Origin of the sequence: uncultured Sphingosinicella sp., from assembly GCF_963974575.1 — a bacterium.
In the GTDB taxonomy this organism is placed as follows: Bacteria; Pseudomonadota; Alphaproteobacteria; order Sphingomonadales; family Sphingomonadaceae; genus Sphingosinicella.
Window position 1 is genome coordinate 434,353 of sequence record NZ_CAXBBQ010000004.1, and the last position, 15,871, is coordinate 450,223.

14 protein-coding genes, 1 tRNA gene, 1 pseudogene and 1 riboswitch are annotated in these 15,871 nt (G+C 63.2%); of the genes and pseudogenes, 12 read left to right on the forward strand and 4 right to left on the reverse strand.

All coding sequences use genetic code 11. The annotated features are described in order from the left end of the window. Window positions 1-24: 24 nt before the first annotated feature. Window positions 25-203, forward strand: a riboswitch (yybP-ykoY riboswitch). Between the two features lie 11 nt (window positions 204-214). From AAC014_RS10130 to AAC014_RS10170, 9 genes are all read left to right on the forward strand, one after another. Then, a complete protein-coding gene (locus AAC014_RS10130; protein ID WP_339707805.1) occupies window positions 215-784 on the forward strand; it encodes a TMEM165/GDT1 family protein in 570 nt (189 codons plus the stop codon). A gap of 61 nt (window positions 785-845) precedes the next feature. Next, a complete protein-coding gene (locus tag AAC014_RS10135) occupies window positions 846-1,505 on the forward strand; it encodes a TetR/AcrR family transcriptional regulator (protein WP_339707808.1) in 660 nt (219 codons plus the stop codon). A 157-nt stretch (window positions 1,506-1,662) separates the two neighbouring features. Further along, window positions 1,663-2,907 (forward strand): sarcosine oxidase subunit beta family protein, encoded by a 1,245-nt coding sequence (locus tag AAC014_RS10140; RefSeq protein ID WP_339707811.1) that lies wholly within the window; start codon window positions 1,663-1,665, stop codon window positions 2,905-2,907. 7 nt (window positions 2,908-2,914) lie between these two features. Next, window positions 2,915-3,202, forward strand: a complete 288-nt coding sequence (locus AAC014_RS10145) for a sarcosine oxidase subunit delta (protein ID WP_339707814.1) — start codon at window positions 2,915-2,917, stop codon at window positions 3,200-3,202. Next, window positions 3,199-6,081, forward strand: a complete 2,883-nt coding sequence (locus AAC014_RS10150; protein ID WP_339707816.1) for a 2Fe-2S iron-sulfur cluster-binding protein — start codon at window positions 3,199-3,201, stop codon at window positions 6,079-6,081. The genes AAC014_RS10145 and AAC014_RS10150 overlap by 4 nt, the downstream gene beginning before the upstream one ends. Further along, window positions 6,074-6,586, forward strand: coding sequence for a sarcosine oxidase subunit gamma family protein (locus AAC014_RS10155; protein WP_339707819.1), 513 nt, complete (start codon window positions 6,074-6,076; stop codon window positions 6,584-6,586). Before AAC014_RS10150 ends, AAC014_RS10155 begins: the two co-directional genes overlap by 8 nt. Next, a complete protein-coding gene (purU, locus tag AAC014_RS10160; RefSeq protein ID WP_339707822.1) occupies window positions 6,583-7,443 on the forward strand; it encodes a formyltetrahydrofolate deformylase in 861 nt (286 codons plus the stop codon). Before AAC014_RS10155 ends, purU begins: the two co-directional genes overlap by 4 nt. Window positions 7,444-7,543: 100 nt before the next feature. Continuing rightward, a tRNA-Ser gene (locus AAC014_RS10165) sits at window positions 7,544-7,633 on the forward strand. Between the two features lie 158 nt (window positions 7,634-7,791). Further along, window positions 7,792-9,105, forward strand: coding sequence for an integrase arm-type DNA-binding domain-containing protein (locus AAC014_RS10170; RefSeq protein ID WP_339707825.1), 1,314 nt, complete (start codon window positions 7,792-7,794; stop codon window positions 9,103-9,105). Here AAC014_RS10170 and AAC014_RS10175 read toward each other — a convergent pair. From AAC014_RS10175 to AAC014_RS10185, 3 genes are all read right to left on the reverse strand, one after another. Continuing rightward, entirely contained in the window at window positions 9,102-9,284 is a 183-nt protein-coding gene (locus AAC014_RS10175; RefSeq protein ID WP_339707828.1) for an AlpA family phage regulatory protein, read from the reverse strand. The genes AAC014_RS10170 and AAC014_RS10175 overlap by 4 nt on opposite strands. A gap of 3 nt (window positions 9,285-9,287) precedes the next feature. Beyond that, entirely contained in the window at window positions 9,288-9,494 is a 207-nt protein-coding gene (locus AAC014_RS10180) for an AlpA family phage regulatory protein (RefSeq protein ID WP_339707831.1), read from the reverse strand. 149 nt (window positions 9,495-9,643) lie between these two features. After that, the gene (locus AAC014_RS10185) at window positions 9,644-10,567 is read right to left on the reverse strand and encodes a hypothetical protein (protein ID WP_339707833.1); all 924 of its coding nucleotides are present in this window, start codon (window positions 10,565-10,567) and stop codon (window positions 9,644-9,646) included. A gap of 1,161 nt (window positions 10,568-11,728) precedes the next feature. Here AAC014_RS10185 and AAC014_RS10190 point away from each other — a divergent pair. The 3 genes from AAC014_RS10190 (at window position 11,729) to AAC014_RS10200 (ending at window position 15,402) form a co-directional block, all read left to right on the forward strand. Further along, complete coding sequence (locus AAC014_RS10190) at window positions 11,729-13,036, forward strand: aspartate aminotransferase family protein (protein ID WP_339707902.1); 1,308 nt, start codon at window positions 11,729-11,731, stop codon at window positions 13,034-13,036. Between the two features lie 135 nt (window positions 13,037-13,171). Continuing rightward, a complete protein-coding gene (locus AAC014_RS10195; protein ID WP_339707836.1) occupies window positions 13,172-14,419 on the forward strand; it encodes an acyl-CoA dehydrogenase family protein in 1,248 nt (415 codons plus the stop codon). A 206-nt stretch (window positions 14,420-14,625) separates the two neighbouring features. Continuing rightward, window positions 14,626-15,402 carry an SDR family oxidoreductase gene (locus AAC014_RS10200; protein WP_339707905.1) on the forward strand — a complete coding sequence of 259 codons (777 nt, stop codon included), beginning with the start codon at window positions 14,626-14,628 and terminating at the stop codon, window positions 15,400-15,402. A gap of 138 nt (window positions 15,403-15,540) precedes the next feature. On the opposite strand, the pseudogene AAC014_RS10205 reads toward AAC014_RS10200, so the two are convergent. After that, window positions 15,541-15,742, reverse strand: a pseudogene (locus tag AAC014_RS10205) (IS5/IS1182 family transposase); the annotation flags it as partial. Between the last annotated feature and the right edge of the window lie 129 nt (window positions 15,743-15,871).

The window sequence follows — 15,871 nt, forward strand, 5'->3', positions numbered from 1 at the left end:
TCCGCGCGCAAACCGGGCTAGCAGCACCGCGTCATCTGGGGAGTAGCCAGCCGCCGACAAGGCGGGCCTTCGCGTCAACATACTTGGTCGAGAGGCCATGGTGCGAGGGGAACGGGACCACCGTTCGGGCGAGACCAATGACGTCGCTTCCCTGTCCGGTCGGGCGGGGGAGGCGATGTCGTTGGTCGCGTACTGCCCGACCCGGAGATAAACCTTGGAAGCCCTGTTCGTTTCGACCGTCGTCGTCGCGCTCGCCGAGATCGGCGACAAGACCCAGCTGCTCGCTATCGTCCTCGCCGCCCGCTTCAAGCGCCCGATGCCGATCATCGCGGGCATCTTCGCCGCCACGATCGCCAACCATTTCCTTGCCGCGCTTGTCGGCAGCCAGGTTGCCTCGATCCTTGAAGGCACATGGTTCCGCTATGCCGTCGGCGCCTCGTTCATCGCCATGGCGCTCTGGACGCTGATCCCCGACAAGCTCGATGACGTGGAAGACAAGCCTGCGCGCTTCGGCGCGTTCCTCACCACGCTCATCGCCTTCTTCCTCGTCGAGATGGGCGACAAGACGCAGATCGCCACGGTCGCGCTCGGTGCGCGTTTCGAGAACGTGATCCTGGTGACGATGGGCACCACGCTCGGCATGATGATCGCGAACGTACCCGCGGTGTTCCTGGGCAATGCACTCATCCGCCGCGTGCCGATGCGCGCCGTTCACATCACCGCAGCGCTGCTTTTCCTCGTGATCGGCCTGTGGGTGGTGGCGCAGACAGCCGGCTGGGTGTGAGGCCCCGCATCCGCACAGAAGCACTGGACAATCCGGGCGCCAACGCGCATCGCTTCGCCTCATGACCGGTACGCCCAAGGTGCGCCCGACGCGCCGTCTCACCCGAGAGGACTGGATCGCAAGCGCGCGCAAGACGCTTGTTGAACGCGGAGTCGACGATGTGAAGGTCGATCGGCTGGCGAAGCAGATGCGCGTAACGCGCGGCAGCTTCTACTGGCATTTCAAGCACCGCCGCGACCTTATGGAAGCCCTGCTGACCGACTGGGAAGCCCGCAACTATTTCGAGATCGCGCAGATCCGCGCACGCTGGGCGAAGACCGCGCCCGATCTCACCGAGGTCGTGGCGAGCTGGCTTGAAGCGGACCCTGCCTTCCCCTCCTTCGACGTCGCCGTGCGCGCATGGGCGCGGAAGAGCACCGACGTGGCCGAAGCGGTGGAGCGTGCCGATACGGCGTGGATCGCGCTGCTTCAGGAGCTGTTCGAGAAGAGCGGCTACGATAGCGATGAAAGCCTCGTCCGCGCGCGGATCACGCACTTCCACCAGATCGGCTATTACGCGCTCGGCTTTCGCGAACCGCAAGCCGAGCGACTTCGCCTGGTGCCGCTCTACTACCGCGTGCTGACCGGGCGCGAAGCGACGGCGAATCTGCTGAAGAAACTAGACGAACTTGTCCGCGAGGCGCCCGCCGCCAAACGGGGTGGCCGCAAGGCCGCAGGCTAACCCAACCCCAGTGCAGCGCTGTATCGTGGTTCCGAGAGCATGAGCTTTCGGAGGCGCCGTTCATTTGCTTTCCTGAAATTTCGGAGGATTGATTCCAAACACAACTGTATGTAAATCTCTTACCCATGATCGGAAACAAACGGGGAGCAACGGGCAGGTGACACGATATTCGGCGTGGTCGCTGCTGCGCGCAGGACTCTCCGGCCAGCGGACGTGGACGCCCGCCTGGCGCGACGCGAAACCCAAGAAACGCTACCAGGCCGTCATCATCGGCGGCGGCGGCCATGGCCTCGCGACGGCGTATTATCTCGCCAGCAAACACGGCCTGCGCGACATCGCCGTGCTGGAGCGCGGCTGGATCGGCGGCGGCAACACGGGCCGCAACACCACCGTGATCCGCTCCAACTATTTCTTCCCGGAAAGCACGCGCTTTTACGATTTCTCGCTGTCGCTCTACGAAGGCCTGTCGCGCGAACTCAATTACAACGTCATGTTCTCGCGGCGCGGCATGTGGAGCTTCGCGCACGACCGGCACGGCATCGAGATGCTGCGCCGCTCGGTGAATGCGATGCGGCTGAACGGCGCCGACGCCGAGTATCACGAAGGCGAAGAGGTGTTTCGGCGCATCCCGGGCCTCAGCCGCTCCGGCCGCTTCCCGATCCTCGCCGGTTTGCTGCAGCCGCGCGGCGGCACGGCGCGCCATGATGCCGTCGCATGGGGCTATGCCCGCGCAGCCGATGCGCTTGGCGTCGATATCATCCAGAACTGCGATGTCACCGGCTTCGACATTCGCGAGGGCCGCATCAGGGGCGTCGAGACGTCGCTCGGCGATATCGTCGTGGATCGCGTCGGCCTTGCGGTCGCCGGACACAGCAGCGTGATGGCAGCACGCGCGGGCTTCCGCCTGCCGATCGTGTCCTATGCGCTGCAGGCGTTCGTGTCGGAGCCCATGAAACCGGTGCTCGATACCGTCGTGCTCGCCCCCTCCACCGGCACCTACCTCAGCCAGTCCGACAAGGGCGAGATCGTGGTGGGAAGCGCGCTCGATCTGTTCCCGTCCTATGCCCAGCGCGGCAGCCTGCCCGTGCTCGAACAGACGGCGGCGGGTCTCATAGACCTGTTCCCGCACTTCTCGCGTGTCCGGCTGCTCCGGCAGTGGGCAGGGATCGTCGATGTCGTTCAGGATTCGACACCCATCCTCGGTGAAAGCCCCGTGAAGGGCCTGTACCTCAATTGCGGATGGGGCACCGGCGGCTTCAAGGCGATTCCCGGCGGGGGCTTCTGTTTTGCCCACAATATCGCCACCGGCGAGGCGCACCCGCTTGTCGCCGCCTTCTCACTCGACCGTTTCCGGACCGGCGCGCTGATCGATGAAGCCGCTGCCTCCGGCATTGCGCATTGAGGCTTCCATGCTGCTGATCGATTGTCCCTGGTGTGGCGCGCGCGCCGAAAACGAATTCCGCTGCGGCGGCGAAAGCCCGATCGTTCGCCCCGCCGAACCGGCAGCGACCGACGATACGGCGTGGGCGGACTACATGTTTTTCCGCGACAACGTGAAAGGCATCGGCTTCGAACGCTGGCACCACCGCTACGGCTGCGGCCTCTGGTTCAACATCGCGCGCGATACGGTCTCGCACCGCATCCTCGCCGTTTACGGCATGACCGATCCGCGCCCCGCGCTGGAGAACGAGGCATGAGCGGCTATCGGCTCGGCCACGGCGGCGACATAGACCGCACACGGCCCATCACCTTCCAATGGGAAGGCAGACGCTATTCAGGCTTCGCAGGCGATACGCTCGCCTCCGCGCTGCTCGCGAGCGGCGTGCGCATGATGGGACGCAGTTTCAAATACCACCGCCCGCGCGGTCTCATCGCGGCAGGACTCGACGAGCCGAATGCCATCGTCCAGCTCGAACAGGGCGCGCAGACGATCCCGAACCTCAAGGCGCCCTATATAGACCTTTACGATGGGCTGAGCGCCAACCCGGTGAATGCGTGGCCCAGCCTCGGCTTCGATCTGCTCGCGGTGAACGGCCTCGTGAAGCGCTTCATCCCGGCGGCATTCTACTACAAGACCTTCATGTGGCCGGACTGGCTGCTGTTCGAGCCCTCGATTCGCAAGGCGGCGGGCCTCGGCACGTCGCCGACGCTCCCCGATCCGGATGTTTACACACAGACCTCGGCGCATACCGATGTTCTTGTCGTGGGCGGCGGCATCGCCGGGCTTTCGGCAGCGCTGCAGGCGGCGCAGACCGGAAAATCCGTGATGCTGGTGACGGGCGGCGCGCATTGGGGCGGCAGGCTTGCCGGAACCAGCGACACGATCGAAGGCAAGCCCGCGCGCGTCTGGATCGAAGATACGCTGCAAACGCTCGCCACGATGGCCAACGTCACGCTGATGGCACGGACGCTTGCCACGGGACACTACGACCACGGCATGGTCGCGCTGTGCGAACGCCTGACCGACCACCTGCCGCTGGAGCAACGCAGCGGCCCGCGCCAGCGGCTGTGGCGGGTTCGCGCCGATGAACTGATCCTTGCAACCGGCGCGATCGAACGCCCGCTCGTCTTCCGGGGCAACGACCGCCCCGGCGTGATGCTCGCAGGCGCGGCGCGCGCCTATCTGCATCGCTACGGCGTCATCGCCGGGCGGCGGATTGTGGTTGCAACCAACAACGACAGCGCATGGCAGGCGGCTTTCGATCTGGCCGACGCGGGCGCGCATCTGGTTGCCATCGTCGATGCACGCAACGCGCCGCCCACTGTGCTGATCGAACGCGCGCAGTGCCTCGGCATCCCGGTCCATAGCGGCACGGCCCCGGCCGCCGCGCTCGGCGGACGGGCGCTGCGCGGCGTGCGGATCGGCCGCGTATCAGAGGGCGGACATATCGGGGGCGCCACGCAGACGCTTCGCTGCGACACGCTGCTCGTTTCGGGCGGCTGGAATCCCGCCGTGCACCTGCATTCGCACGGCGCGGGCCGATTGGCGCTCGATGCCAACCTTCACAGCTTCACGCCCATCGCCGCGGCGGGACATCGAAGCGTCGGCGGCGCAGCGGGCGATTTCGCACCCCCCTCCCCGATCCCAGCGCTGTGGTCGATCTCCGAAAGCGGCGCGCCCGATCCCGAGGCGTGGGTCGATTTCCAGAACGACGTGACCGCCGGAGACGTGGCGCTCGCCGCGCGCGAGAACTTCCGCTCTGTAGAGCATCTAAAGCGCTACACGACGCTCGGCATGGCCTCCGATCAGGGCAAGACCTCGAACGTAAACGGCATCGGCATCCTCAGCACGGTGCTGGACAAGCCGATGCAGGCGATCGGCACCACGAAGTTCCGGCCGCCCTACGATCCGACACCGTTCGGCGTGTTCGCTGGGCACCGTGTCGGCGAAGGCCTGCGCCCGCGCCGCCGGCTCGCGCTCCACGACTGGCACACCGAACACGGCGCGGCGCTGGACGAATACGGCGGATGGATGCGTCCCGCCGCCTACCCGCGCTCCGGCGAGAGCGAGGACGCCGCCGTCCGCCGCGAGGTTCTGGCCGTGCGTAGCAGCGTCGGCCTGTTCGAAGCCTCCCCGCTCGGCAAGATCGAGGTGAAAGGCCCCGACGCCGCCGCGTTCCTCGATCGTATGTACGTGAACACGATCAGCACGCTGAAACCCGGCCGTTGCCGATACGCGATCATGCTGACCGAGAACGGCACGGTGTTCGACGACGGCGTCGTCACGCGGTTGGCGGACGACCACTTTCTCGTCGGCACAACGAGCGGCCACGCAGCGGCCGTGGCGGAAGCCTTCCGCGAATGGCTGCAATGCGAATGGATCACGATGCAGGTGCTCGTCGAGGACGTCACGACCTGCTGGGCGGTCGCGAACATCGCCGGGCCGAAAGCGCGCGACGTGCTCTCCGCGCTTGAACCGGACATGGATATCTCCAGCACGGCCTTCCCCCACATGAGAGCGCGCACGGGGCATGTCTGCGGGCTCCCCGCACGCATCGCCCGCGTCAGCTTCACGGGCGAACTCTCCTACGAGATCGCCGTGCCGTGGCGCGATGCCGGGCGGCTCTGGACAGCGCTGGTCGAAGCCGGCGCCCCCCACGGCATGACCCTGTTCGGCGTCGAAGCGCTGATGACAATGCGCATCGAGAAGGGCTTCCTGCACGTCGGCTCCGATACCGATGGGACCACACTCCCGCAGGACATCGGTTATGGCGGCATCATGCAAAAGAAGACGCAGGATTTCGTCGGCCGCCGATCGGCACTCCGCCCTGACGGGATGAGGGGCGACCGGCGCAGTCTCGTGGGTCTTGAGATCACGGACAGCAAGAACGTTCCGCTCGCCACCGGCGCGCACGTACTTCCGGCGACGGCTACCGGCGAGCAGCCAAGCCAGGGCTGGGTCACGTCGAGCACATGGTCGCCGACACTCAATGCGCCGCTTGCGTTCGCCCTGATCGAACGCGGGCAGGAGCGGATGGGCGAAACCGTGCGCGTCTGGGACCTCGGCGCGTGGCGCGAGGCGCGCATCACCGGCCTCTGCCGCTATGACCCCGAAGGAGCCCGGCTCGATGCCTGAACCCCTCATGCCGGATTGGTGCCGCATCGATGCGGACCTCGCCGTCGCCAAGATCCAGATCACCGGCGTGGAAGGCGCCCCGCAGCAGCTCGCCTCGGCGCTCGGTCTCGGCGCACCCGCGCCGAACCGCTTCACCAGCAACGGCGATATCGCGCTTTCCGCGGTCGCGCCAGGCGAATGGCTGCTCACAGGCACGTCGGACGGCGTTGCCGCCGCGCTGACCCGCGCGGAGGCTGCGTTTCCCAACGAAACCGTCCTCGCGATTGACCTGACGCACGGGCGCCTCTCGCTGCGCCTGGAAGGGCCTGCGGGCCGCGACTGGCTAGCGGCCTTCACGCCCCTTGACCTTCGCCCCGAGCACCTCCCGACCGGCGCGGCCGTCCGCACCCGCTTCGGCGACATCGGCATGTTCATCGCACGCACGGGCGATCACCCTGCGTTCCTGCTCATCGCTGATCAGAGCTACGCCGGATACATCCTGCACCTCATCGGAAATCCTTCATGACCGAACCCAACCGAACCCGCTGCGTCCTGCGCTTCCGCAGTCCCGATCGCCCCGGCATCCTCGCGGGATTGGCCCCGCTTCTCACCAACAATGGCTGGGACATCCGCGAAGCCGCCATCTACGGCGACCCGGACACCGCCACCTTCTTCGCGCGCATGGAGCTGGCGAGCGACCGCGCCCGCACCGCAGACCTCGCGCAGCACATCGCCCCCGCCGTCGCAGCGCTCGGGCTCGATTGGGAAGTCCACGACATCGCCCAGCCGATGCCCGTCCTCATCGCCGTCTCGAAGTTCAACCACTGCCTCGTCGATCTCCTGCACAAGGTCGAGATCGGCGCCCTGCCCATACGCATCGTCTGTGTCGTCTCGAATCACGAGCAGGAGCGCAAACGTGTCGAGTGGCACGGCATCCCTTACCACCACCTCCCCGTCGACCGCTCGGACAAGGCCGCACAGGAACGGCGCTTCCTTGAGATCATCGAAGAGAGCGGCGCCGAACTCACGGTGCTCGCGCGCTACATGCAAATCCTCTCGGACGACTTCGCAAGCAGGCTGGATGGCCGCTGCATCAACATCCACCACAGCTTCCTGCCGAGCTTCAAGGGCGCCAAGCCCTATCACCAGGCGAAGGCACGCGGCGTGAAGCTGATCGGCGCCACGGCGCACTACGTGACCGCCGACCTCGACGAAGGCCCCATCATCGAGCAGGACGTGCGCCGCGTGAGCCACGCCACAACCGCCGAGGAAATGGTCGCCATCGGCCGCGAGGTCGAAGCCTCCGTCCTCGCCCGGGCCATCCGTTGGCACGCAGAACGCCGTATTCTCGGCAATGGAAACCAGACAGTGGTGCTGAACTGACAATACCGACGATTGCAGGCTTGGCAAAACACCGGCACCTCGCCTATATGCCCGCTTTCGTCGATCAGGCGCCTGCCCCAAGCAAGGCGTCACCAGGTGCGGAGAGGTGCCAGAGTGGTCGATTGGGACGGTCTCGAAAACCGTTGTGCGGGCAACCGTACCGTGGGTTCGAATCCCACCCTCTCCGCCACTAAGCCTCTTCTAGAGCGCTCTGAAAGTCCCGGAATTCCTTGCTTTTCTGCCGATTTTTGGTTAGTCTTCTCTCTCACTTGATCCCTTTGGATGCCCCCAAATCCCATGCTGTACGGGACGTTTCTGGGGGCACCGATTTGAGAGATGGGGGCACTCGTGCTGACGGATCTCCAGGTGAGGAAAGCCAAACCCGCCGAGCGGGATTACAAAATCACCGATTCCGGTGGGCTTTACCTCTATGTGACGCGCAAGGGCGCGAAGTCGTGGCGCCTCAAGTACCGATTCGCAGACCGGGAAAAGCGCCTCGTATTCGGCCTCTACCCCGAGGTGACATTGGATGCGGCGCGGAAGCTGCGCGATGAGGCCCGGCAGGAACTGCGCGATTTCCGCGATCCCGCCGTCGAGAAGCGCAAGCGGAAGCTCGCGGCGTCTGCCGCGGCGATGGAGACGTTCGAGAAGCTGGCGCGCGCGTGGCACGCGCTGCAGGCGCCGCGCTGGGCGCCCGTGCATGCCGCCGACGTGATCGCGAGCCTTGAGAACGATGTCTTCCCGCACCTCGGGAAGCTTCCCATCCCCGCGATCGACAGCCGGGTGATCCTTGCGACCCTGCGCAAGGTCGAAGCGCGCGGCGCGATTGAGACGGCACGGCGGCTGCGCCAGCGCATCTCGTCGATTTTCTGCTACGCGATTGCCGAAGGCGTTGCCGATCATGACCCCGCCTCCGGGATCGTGAAGGCGATGAAGCCGGTGCCTAAGAAAGGCCGGCAGCCGGCGATGCTGCGGATCGAAGATGCGCGCAGCGTTCTGCTCGCGGCGGAAGGTTCTGATGCCACGCCAGTCGTGAAGCTCGCGTCGCGTCTGCTGGCGCTGACCGCCGTGCGTCCCGGGGTCATCCGCGGGGTGACCTGGGACGAGTTCGAGAACATCGACTGGGATAGGTTCGATCCTGTCGTCAGTGGCGAGCCGCCGCTGTGGCGTATCCCCTCTGCGCGAATGAAGCTGATGCTTGTGCGTAAGGACGAGACGGCGTTCGATCATCTGGTGCCGCTATCCCGGCAGTCTGTTGCTGTGCTGCGCGCGATGCGGACGCTTACGGGCAGGAACCGGCTGGTGTTTCCGTCGCAGCGTCATGCGCACCGGCCGATGAGCGAGAACGCCATCGGCTATCTCTACAACCGCGCCGGCTTCCACGGGCGTCATGTACCGCACGGCTGGCGCGCCAGCTTCTCGACGATCATGAACGAGATGGCTGAGCGCAGCGCCCGCGAGAGCGGCCAGCGTATCCTTGCCGAGCTTGACGCCAAGGTCATCGACCTGATGCTTGCGCATGTTCCGGCGAACACGGTGGAGAGCGCCTACAACCGGGCGGCGTTCATGGATCGCCGCATCGAGATCGCGCAGGACTGGGCGGACCTGCTGTGCGAGGGGCTCGCCGAGCCTGCCGATCTGCTGGAAGGCAACCGCCGCTAGCGGACCTCTGCAATCCATGCATCGATCTCGGACTCGTACCAGCCGACACAGGTCGCGCTGAACCGGACCGGCGCCGGGAATGACCCGGCCTTCACGCTGCGCGCGATCGTCGCGCGGCTGAGGCTGATGCGCCGGGTCACGTCGCGGATGCCGACGAGCCTGTCGGTGAGCTGCGGCACAGTCTACTCCGCCGGCAGGTCGTCGACATGGAAGAACATGGGGTTCTTCATCCATGCGCTGACGGCGGACTCGCGCCAGCCGGTGCAGCGCGTTGCAATGCGCACCTGCCTTGGGAACGTGCCGCTTTGCATTTTCCGGTAGAGCGTCGAGCGGCTGAGCCCCGTGCGGTCGAGAACGGCTTTGAGGCGGATGATGCGGTCATGGGACATGGCTGGTCCTTGCTTAAGTGGTTGTCAGCTTCCCCAGTCGGGTCAGGATGCCGGGTCCGGTACAGGCGTCAAGAGTGGCGGAAATGGTGCCATCTCGCCGCAAACGGTCCCGTGGGATCGCCCAGGACGTCACCGGATGTCAGTGCACGTCAGTTCGCCGCCAAAGAATTTTTTTGAAGCAGATCGCAGCAATGCGGGCCTGGCATCCCATGATGTCCCGCGCGCCTGATCGGCGCGCGAATCAGGTGCCGGGCTTTTGCCCGGCGGAGGCTTTGATCCGTCTGTCCAGGCGGGGAGCGGGCATAACGGGACTTAGGCGGGCCGCGCCGGCCTGCCAACCTGCCTGCGGCAGGTCTTCCACATCCGTTCCAGCCCTTCGGGTGCAGGCCGCCGCATGCGGCCCGCCTGATCCCGTTCCTGCCGCCCGCCCCCGACCTCCGGCCGGGGTCGCGGCTTTTGGAAGGGAGAAGCATGATGAACGGCAAATCTGGACTTGAACCCGGTGTGTCGCTGGAGCGGGACCGCCACGCGGTGATGCGGGCGTGGCTGCGGAAGCTGACCTCCTGGAAGCGCCGCACCGCAACAGTGGGCAGTTCGATTCCGACGGCCTTGTAGAGTCGGTCAACATCCGTCGTCGCGGGCGGCTGCTCGTCCCTATAGTTGGCCTCGAGGTGATCTAGCGTCTGCTTGAGGATCACCGAATTGCGCTCGATCGCGAGCATCTCGCCGCGGAGGGCGGAGGCTCGATCCGACATCTCGCGGTAGCTGTCGACGACACGGAACGCCGCCAGATCCCCCCGCAGCTTCTCGACGTTAGCTTCCGCCAGGACGACTCTTGGGCGCAGCTCCGCGACGGTACCGATGATGTCCCCGACCACACCGCCTTGGGCCGCATTCTTGAGCTCCACCAGTTGACGCTCGCGCTGCCGCACCTTTTCGATCTCGAATGGTATCGTCCAGTCGAGGCCAAGCAGGTATGACAGATTCACCTGACTGTCCCATGTGGCCTGCTTTTCGGCATGCTTGTCCGGGCGCATGAAGCCGCCGCGACGGCGAACGAAGTAGGCGATCATCGACCGGAAGCTAGGCGTATAGCCGCTCGACGTTGACGGTGTGCAACGTCGCGATAGATGCGTTCATTGAATCGAATAGTTGGTTTCGATCAGTGGCTGACAAACCCGGCAACCGCGGATCCCAGAAAATGCGACCGGGAATATCTTCCATAAGGTAGAATATGCTGCCCAGCACAGAGGCGTCGTCGCACAAAGCGATTGGGCGAGGCACTGGAACTTCTGTTTTGTGGAGTGCACTGAGTACACGGTATTCGCGATCTACAGCGTGTGCGCTTTGTAACGTCACACCGATGGGTTTTGCGCGAAGTATGATGCGCTGATCCGATACTGCCAGGCGAAAAGTAGGATTAGACTGACCGCCGGAGATCTTTTCTACTCGCAAAGGCCCGTTTCGCAGAGGCAGAAACGGCGTCAACCACGCTCTGAAAGTCGAACTGTTGAAATCAAACTTCATCTCGTAAGAGAGAATTTCCGATGCTCGAGACAATCTATTCTACCTAACAGGCGCGGATTGCGTCGACGACAGGCTGTTGTACAAGAGCAGGGCTCACACCGCAGAACAGCAACAACCCTGCCAGGATCCCACTGATCCGCAACGATTTAACGGACTGCATATCCTTTCACCCTCCAAATTGCCATGCCTGGCGTCAACATGAAAAGCGGCTCCGAGTCTGAACGCGATGTAAGCATATTTTTCGATTCAATATTGACGAAAACTTCTCATTAAAATTGGATACCAATTTGCGCTTAACCAGTGCAGATGACTTTTCAATCGTGGTAATGGAGCATCATCTCTCATCGCGAATTCGCTGGACTTTGGCGGACAATCCGGTGAATTTTCGAGACGGCCGTTAAGCAGGCGCGCACAACCGGCGCCTGATATCGTGTACCCAGCGGCTACGCGCCAATTCTTTTTTGTAGGCGTGGATTTGTCTTCCACGCACAAGCTCAGACACGATTAGAAAATCCTGTTCACCAGTCAGCGAGAGGTATTTGCGTTTAATCCCGCGAAGTTTGGCCGCTACATCTGCACTCGAAAAGGCAGGGGCAGGCATCGTGACAACTTCAACGTCGATGTTTCCGAGGCGCGAGGTTGCCTTCTGGATTTGCGACGAGACAGTTACCTCAAGCCCGAAATCAGCAGGATAAGCGGCAGTGAATATGGTGCTGAACAGCTCGGAAACCACTATCTGGGAAAAAGCGGATCGCCATCTCCTGAAATACATGGGGCCGGGCGGAAGCTTCACCTCGTTCATTCCAACCCGCGCGGAGGGATCGTGGCTCTACGACGATGCTGGCCGCAAGGTACTTGACTTCACCTCCGGGCAGATGAGCTCCGTGATCGGGCACGCTCATCCGGATCTTGTTGAGGCTGTGCGGCAAGCCGCTGGTACGTTGGACCATCTGTTCAGCATGATGATCTCCAAGCCGGTCGTGGACTTGGCCGCGGCCCTGGCGGAACTCGTACCCGCTCTTCCGCGCGCGATGTTCCTGTCTACCGGCGGGGAGTCGGTCGAGGCTGCGATCCGGCTCGCCAAGGTGGTTACGGGAAAATGGGAAATCGTCGGTTTCGCCCAGTCGTACCACGGATCGACGGGGGCTGCGGCGTCGGCAACGTATTCCTTGGGCCGAGGCGGCCAAGGGCCGCTGATGCCAGGATCTTTCGCCATTCCCGCGCCAAACCCCTATCGGCCACGTTTTCCCGGAGTGACGTGGCAGCAGGAACTCGACGACAGCTTCGACCTTCTGGATCGTCAGTCCACCGGCAATCTCGCCGCCTTCATTGCGGAGCCGGTTCTCAGTACAGGCGGTATCATCGACCTGCCGCTCGGGTATCTGGCGGCACTGAAGAAACATTGCGAACGACGGGGCATGCTCCTCATCCTCGACGAGGCGCAGACAAGCCTTGGTCGCACCGGAGAAATGTTTGCCTTCGAGCGCGACAACGTCGTGCCGGACGTGCTTCTGCTTTCGAAGACGCTCGGCGCCGGTATGGCCATGTCATCGGTTCAGACGTCGGATGCGCTCGCGGAAGAGGCCGAACGGCGCGGGTTCTTTTTCGTCACCACGCACGGCAATGACCCGCTTCCCGCCGCTGTCGCCTTGAAGGTTCTGGAGATTGTTAAGCGCGACCAGCTTGTCGAAAGATCGCGGGTTCTCGGAAGCCGTCTCCGACAAGGATTGCAGAGCCTGATGCAACGGCACCAATGCATCGGTGACGTTCGAGGCAGGGGTCTGTTGCTTGGGATGGAGTTCGTTCCGTTCAAGGGCAAAAGCGCGACTGACCTTGCCCGGGAAGTGACTGAGGTTGCGCTGGAGCGCGGCCTGTTTGCAAACATCACCGGTGCATATTCAGCAGGCATTCTGCGGTTTGCTCCACCAATCAACTCGACGGACGAGGAGATTGATTTCGGCGTGAGCGTTCTGGACGCTTCCATTTCCCAGGTCGCGGAGTCTGTGGGAAAATAAGCTCCACCGACTCTGCGGAATACAAGAGGCCAGGAGACCTTCATGCACGAATATTCTGACGTAGGGTTTGCGCCTGAGCTGATGAGGGCCGCCATCGCCCTGTGTATCCTCTGTCACGTCTAGGGTGAGCCATAAATGGATTTCACGAACTCGGAGCGCCAAAGCGCATTTCAGCAGCGTGTCCGCGACTTCATGGATCGGGAGGTGCGGCCGGCGATCGCGCAATACAAGCAGGAACGCGAAAGCAACGAGCGCTGGACGTCGAGCGCGGTCATTGCGGGGTTGAAGGTCCAGGCAAAGAGCACCGGGTTGTGGAACCTGTTCATGCCGCCCTTACGCCCGGAAGACATGATCGAAACCCGTTTCGAGTTCAGCGGTGAGCGGCTGAGTAACGTCGAATATGCGCTCTGCGCAGAGGAGATGGGGCGCGTTGCTTGGGCATCAGAGGTGTTCAACTGCTCTGCGCCGGACACCGGCAACATGGAGGTTCTCCATCGCTATGGCACGGCAGCCCAGAAAGCGCGCTGGCTGAGGCCCTTGATGGACGGCGAACTGCGCTCCGCCTTTCTGATGAGCGAGCCGGATGTTGCTTCCTCCGACGCGACGAATGTGTGCACATCCATCAGGCGGGATGGCGATGACTACGTTATCAATGGTCGCAAATGGTGGTCGTCCGGGGTTGGCGATCCACACTGTAATCTGGCGATCGTCATGGGCAAGAGCGATCCGGAAGCGGAACCATACCGCCAGCAGACGATGATCCTTGTCGACCTCGATACGCCCGGCGTCGAGTTGCGCCGCCTCTTGCCAGTTTACGGTTTCGACCATGCACCGCATGGGCATGGCGAGATCGTGCTGACCGACGTACGCGTGCCCGCCGCCAACGTAATACTGGGCGAAGGGCGCGGCTTCGAGATTGCGCAAGGTCGCTTGGGGCCGGGCCGAATCCATCACTGTATGCGCCTGATCGGCACTGCCGAGGAGGCGCTCGCAGCGATGGCCCGTCGGCTGCAATCGCGGACTGTCTTCGGCAAGCGCATCAGCGAGCACTCTGTCTGGGAGGAGCGGATCGCGCGCGCTCGGATCGACATCGACATGACACGCCTGCTCTGCCTCAAAGCGGCCGATATCATGGACCGCGCCGGCAACAAAGCGGCACAGGTCGAGATAGCGATGATCAAGGTGCAGGCGCCAATGATGGCGCAACGCATCATCGACGATGCCATTCAGGCGCACGGCGGCGCCGGCGTCTCGGCTGACTTCGACCTCGCGAGTGACTGGGCGAACGCCCGCGTCCTACGTCTGGCTGACGGTCCCGACGAAGTTCACGCCCGCGCGATCGCGCGAGCCGAGCTTCGGCGCCATCGAGCCACGGCTGCGTGACTGATCTGAAGCTGACTCCCCTCTCCGCCTCGACCAGTCGATCGTGTGACGGGCTCTCAGCGTTCGGACATGTCCGGACATTTGGAGGCAGGCGCATGCCCCTTGCGACCAATCGCAAGTGAGCGAAGCGCCAAGATCGCTTATTGGGCCAGGTGGCATGGTATGATTTACGTGAAGGTGGGACAGGCAGGGGCAAAGTGAACGCAATGAAACTATTCGACATGACGGGCAAGGTCGCGCTCGTCACCGGGTCATCCCGCGGCATCGGTCGAGCCATTGCCGAGGCCTGTGCCAACGCGGGCGCCCAGGTTGTGATTTCGAGCCGGCGGCAGGAAGCGTGCGACGAGGCGGCAGAGGCCATCAATGCCGAGCATGGCGAAGCGCGCGCCATTGCGATCGCCGCCAACATCTCGAGCAAAGCTGCGCTGGAAGCATTGGTGGCGCAAACGCGTGCGGCGCTCGGCGACATCAATGTGCTGGTCTGCAATGCCGCGTCCAACCCTTATTATGGCTCGATGAGCGGCATCAGCGATGAGCAGTTTCGTAAGACGTTCGATAATAATGTCCTGTCGAACCACTGGCTGATCCAGATGGTCGCGCCTGCCATGATCGAACGAAAGGACGGTGCGATCATCCTCGTGTCGTCTATCGGCGGACTTATTGGTTCGGCCGCTCTCGGAGCCTATAACATCACAAAAGCTGCCGATTTCCAGCTCGTTCGCAATCTCGCACTTGAGCTCGGTCGGCATAATGTGCGGGTCAATGCGATCGCGCCTGGGCTCATCCGGACGGACTTCGCGCGCGCGCTGTGGGAGAGCCCATCGGCCGAAGCAACTGTCAATCGCGCGACGCCGCTCGGGCGGTTGGGGGAGACGACGGACATTGCGGGCGCTGCCGTGTTCCTGGCGTCGCAGGCCGGCGCGTTCATCACGGGGCAAAGAATCATTATCGATGGCGGCATGATGATCAAGGGCAGCGTATGAACTATAGTCACGATCTCGGTCCGACACGTGATTGTCAGTCACGATTGAAGTAATGGTCGTGGCTGAACCTAGCACGCGCTCGTCAGTGACAAGGCTGGTGACGCTTGCGCAATAGTCTGTAAGCTCATACGCGCGAATTCACAGCCGCATTGGCGAGGAAGTTCGATGACGGCTTGTCGTAGCCGATAGCAACCCAACGGAATTGCTTTCGCATGGACAAGAAGCGCTCGGTAAAGTTGGCCTCGCGATTGACCCATGTGCCGAAGTTGAGCTTCGATCATAGATTCGCTTTTGGCGGTATATTGTCACACGCCCCCTTCTCGCGGAGAGATGCACGGACCGGGTGACTTTACCCGTAGCCAATAGACGGGGCACTCGATGGGGCACTTTAAGACGGTAACTTTTCTAAAACACTAGGTTTCGTGGACAAAGGGTATCCATAGCTTGATTGAGGCGAGAGCGACAAAGC

Coding starts and splice junctions, on each gene's coding strand:
- AAC014_RS10200 (WP_339707905.1), top strand. CDS start 14,626: ATGAAACTATTCGACATGACGGGCAAGGTCGCGCTCGTCACCGGGTCA.
- AAC014_RS10180 (WP_339707831.1), bottom strand. CDS start 9,494: ATGTCCCATGACCGCATCATCCGCCTCAAAGCCGTTCTCGACCGCACG.
- AAC014_RS10145 (WP_339707814.1), top strand. CDS start 2,915: ATGCTGCTGATCGATTGTCCCTGGTGTGGCGCGCGCGCCGAAAACGAA.
- AAC014_RS10155 (WP_339707819.1), top strand. CDS start 6,074: ATGCCTGAACCCCTCATGCCGGATTGGTGCCGCATCGATGCGGACCTC.
- AAC014_RS10135 (WP_339707808.1), top strand. CDS start 846: ATGACCGGTACGCCCAAGGTGCGCCCGACGCGCCGTCTCACCCGAGAG.
- AAC014_RS10150 (WP_339707816.1), top strand. CDS start 3,199: ATGAGCGGCTATCGGCTCGGCCACGGCGGCGACATAGACCGCACACGG.
- purU (WP_339707822.1), top strand. CDS start 6,583: ATGACCGAACCCAACCGAACCCGCTGCGTCCTGCGCTTCCGCAGTCCC.
- AAC014_RS10185 (WP_339707833.1), bottom strand. CDS start 10,567: ATGATCGCCTACTTCGTTCGCCGTCGCGGCGGCTTCATGCGCCCGGAC.
- AAC014_RS10195 (WP_339707836.1), top strand. CDS start 13,172: ATGGATTTCACGAACTCGGAGCGCCAAAGCGCATTTCAGCAGCGTGTC.
- AAC014_RS10190 (WP_339707902.1), top strand. CDS start 11,729: ATGGTGCTGAACAGCTCGGAAACCACTATCTGGGAAAAAGCGGATCGC.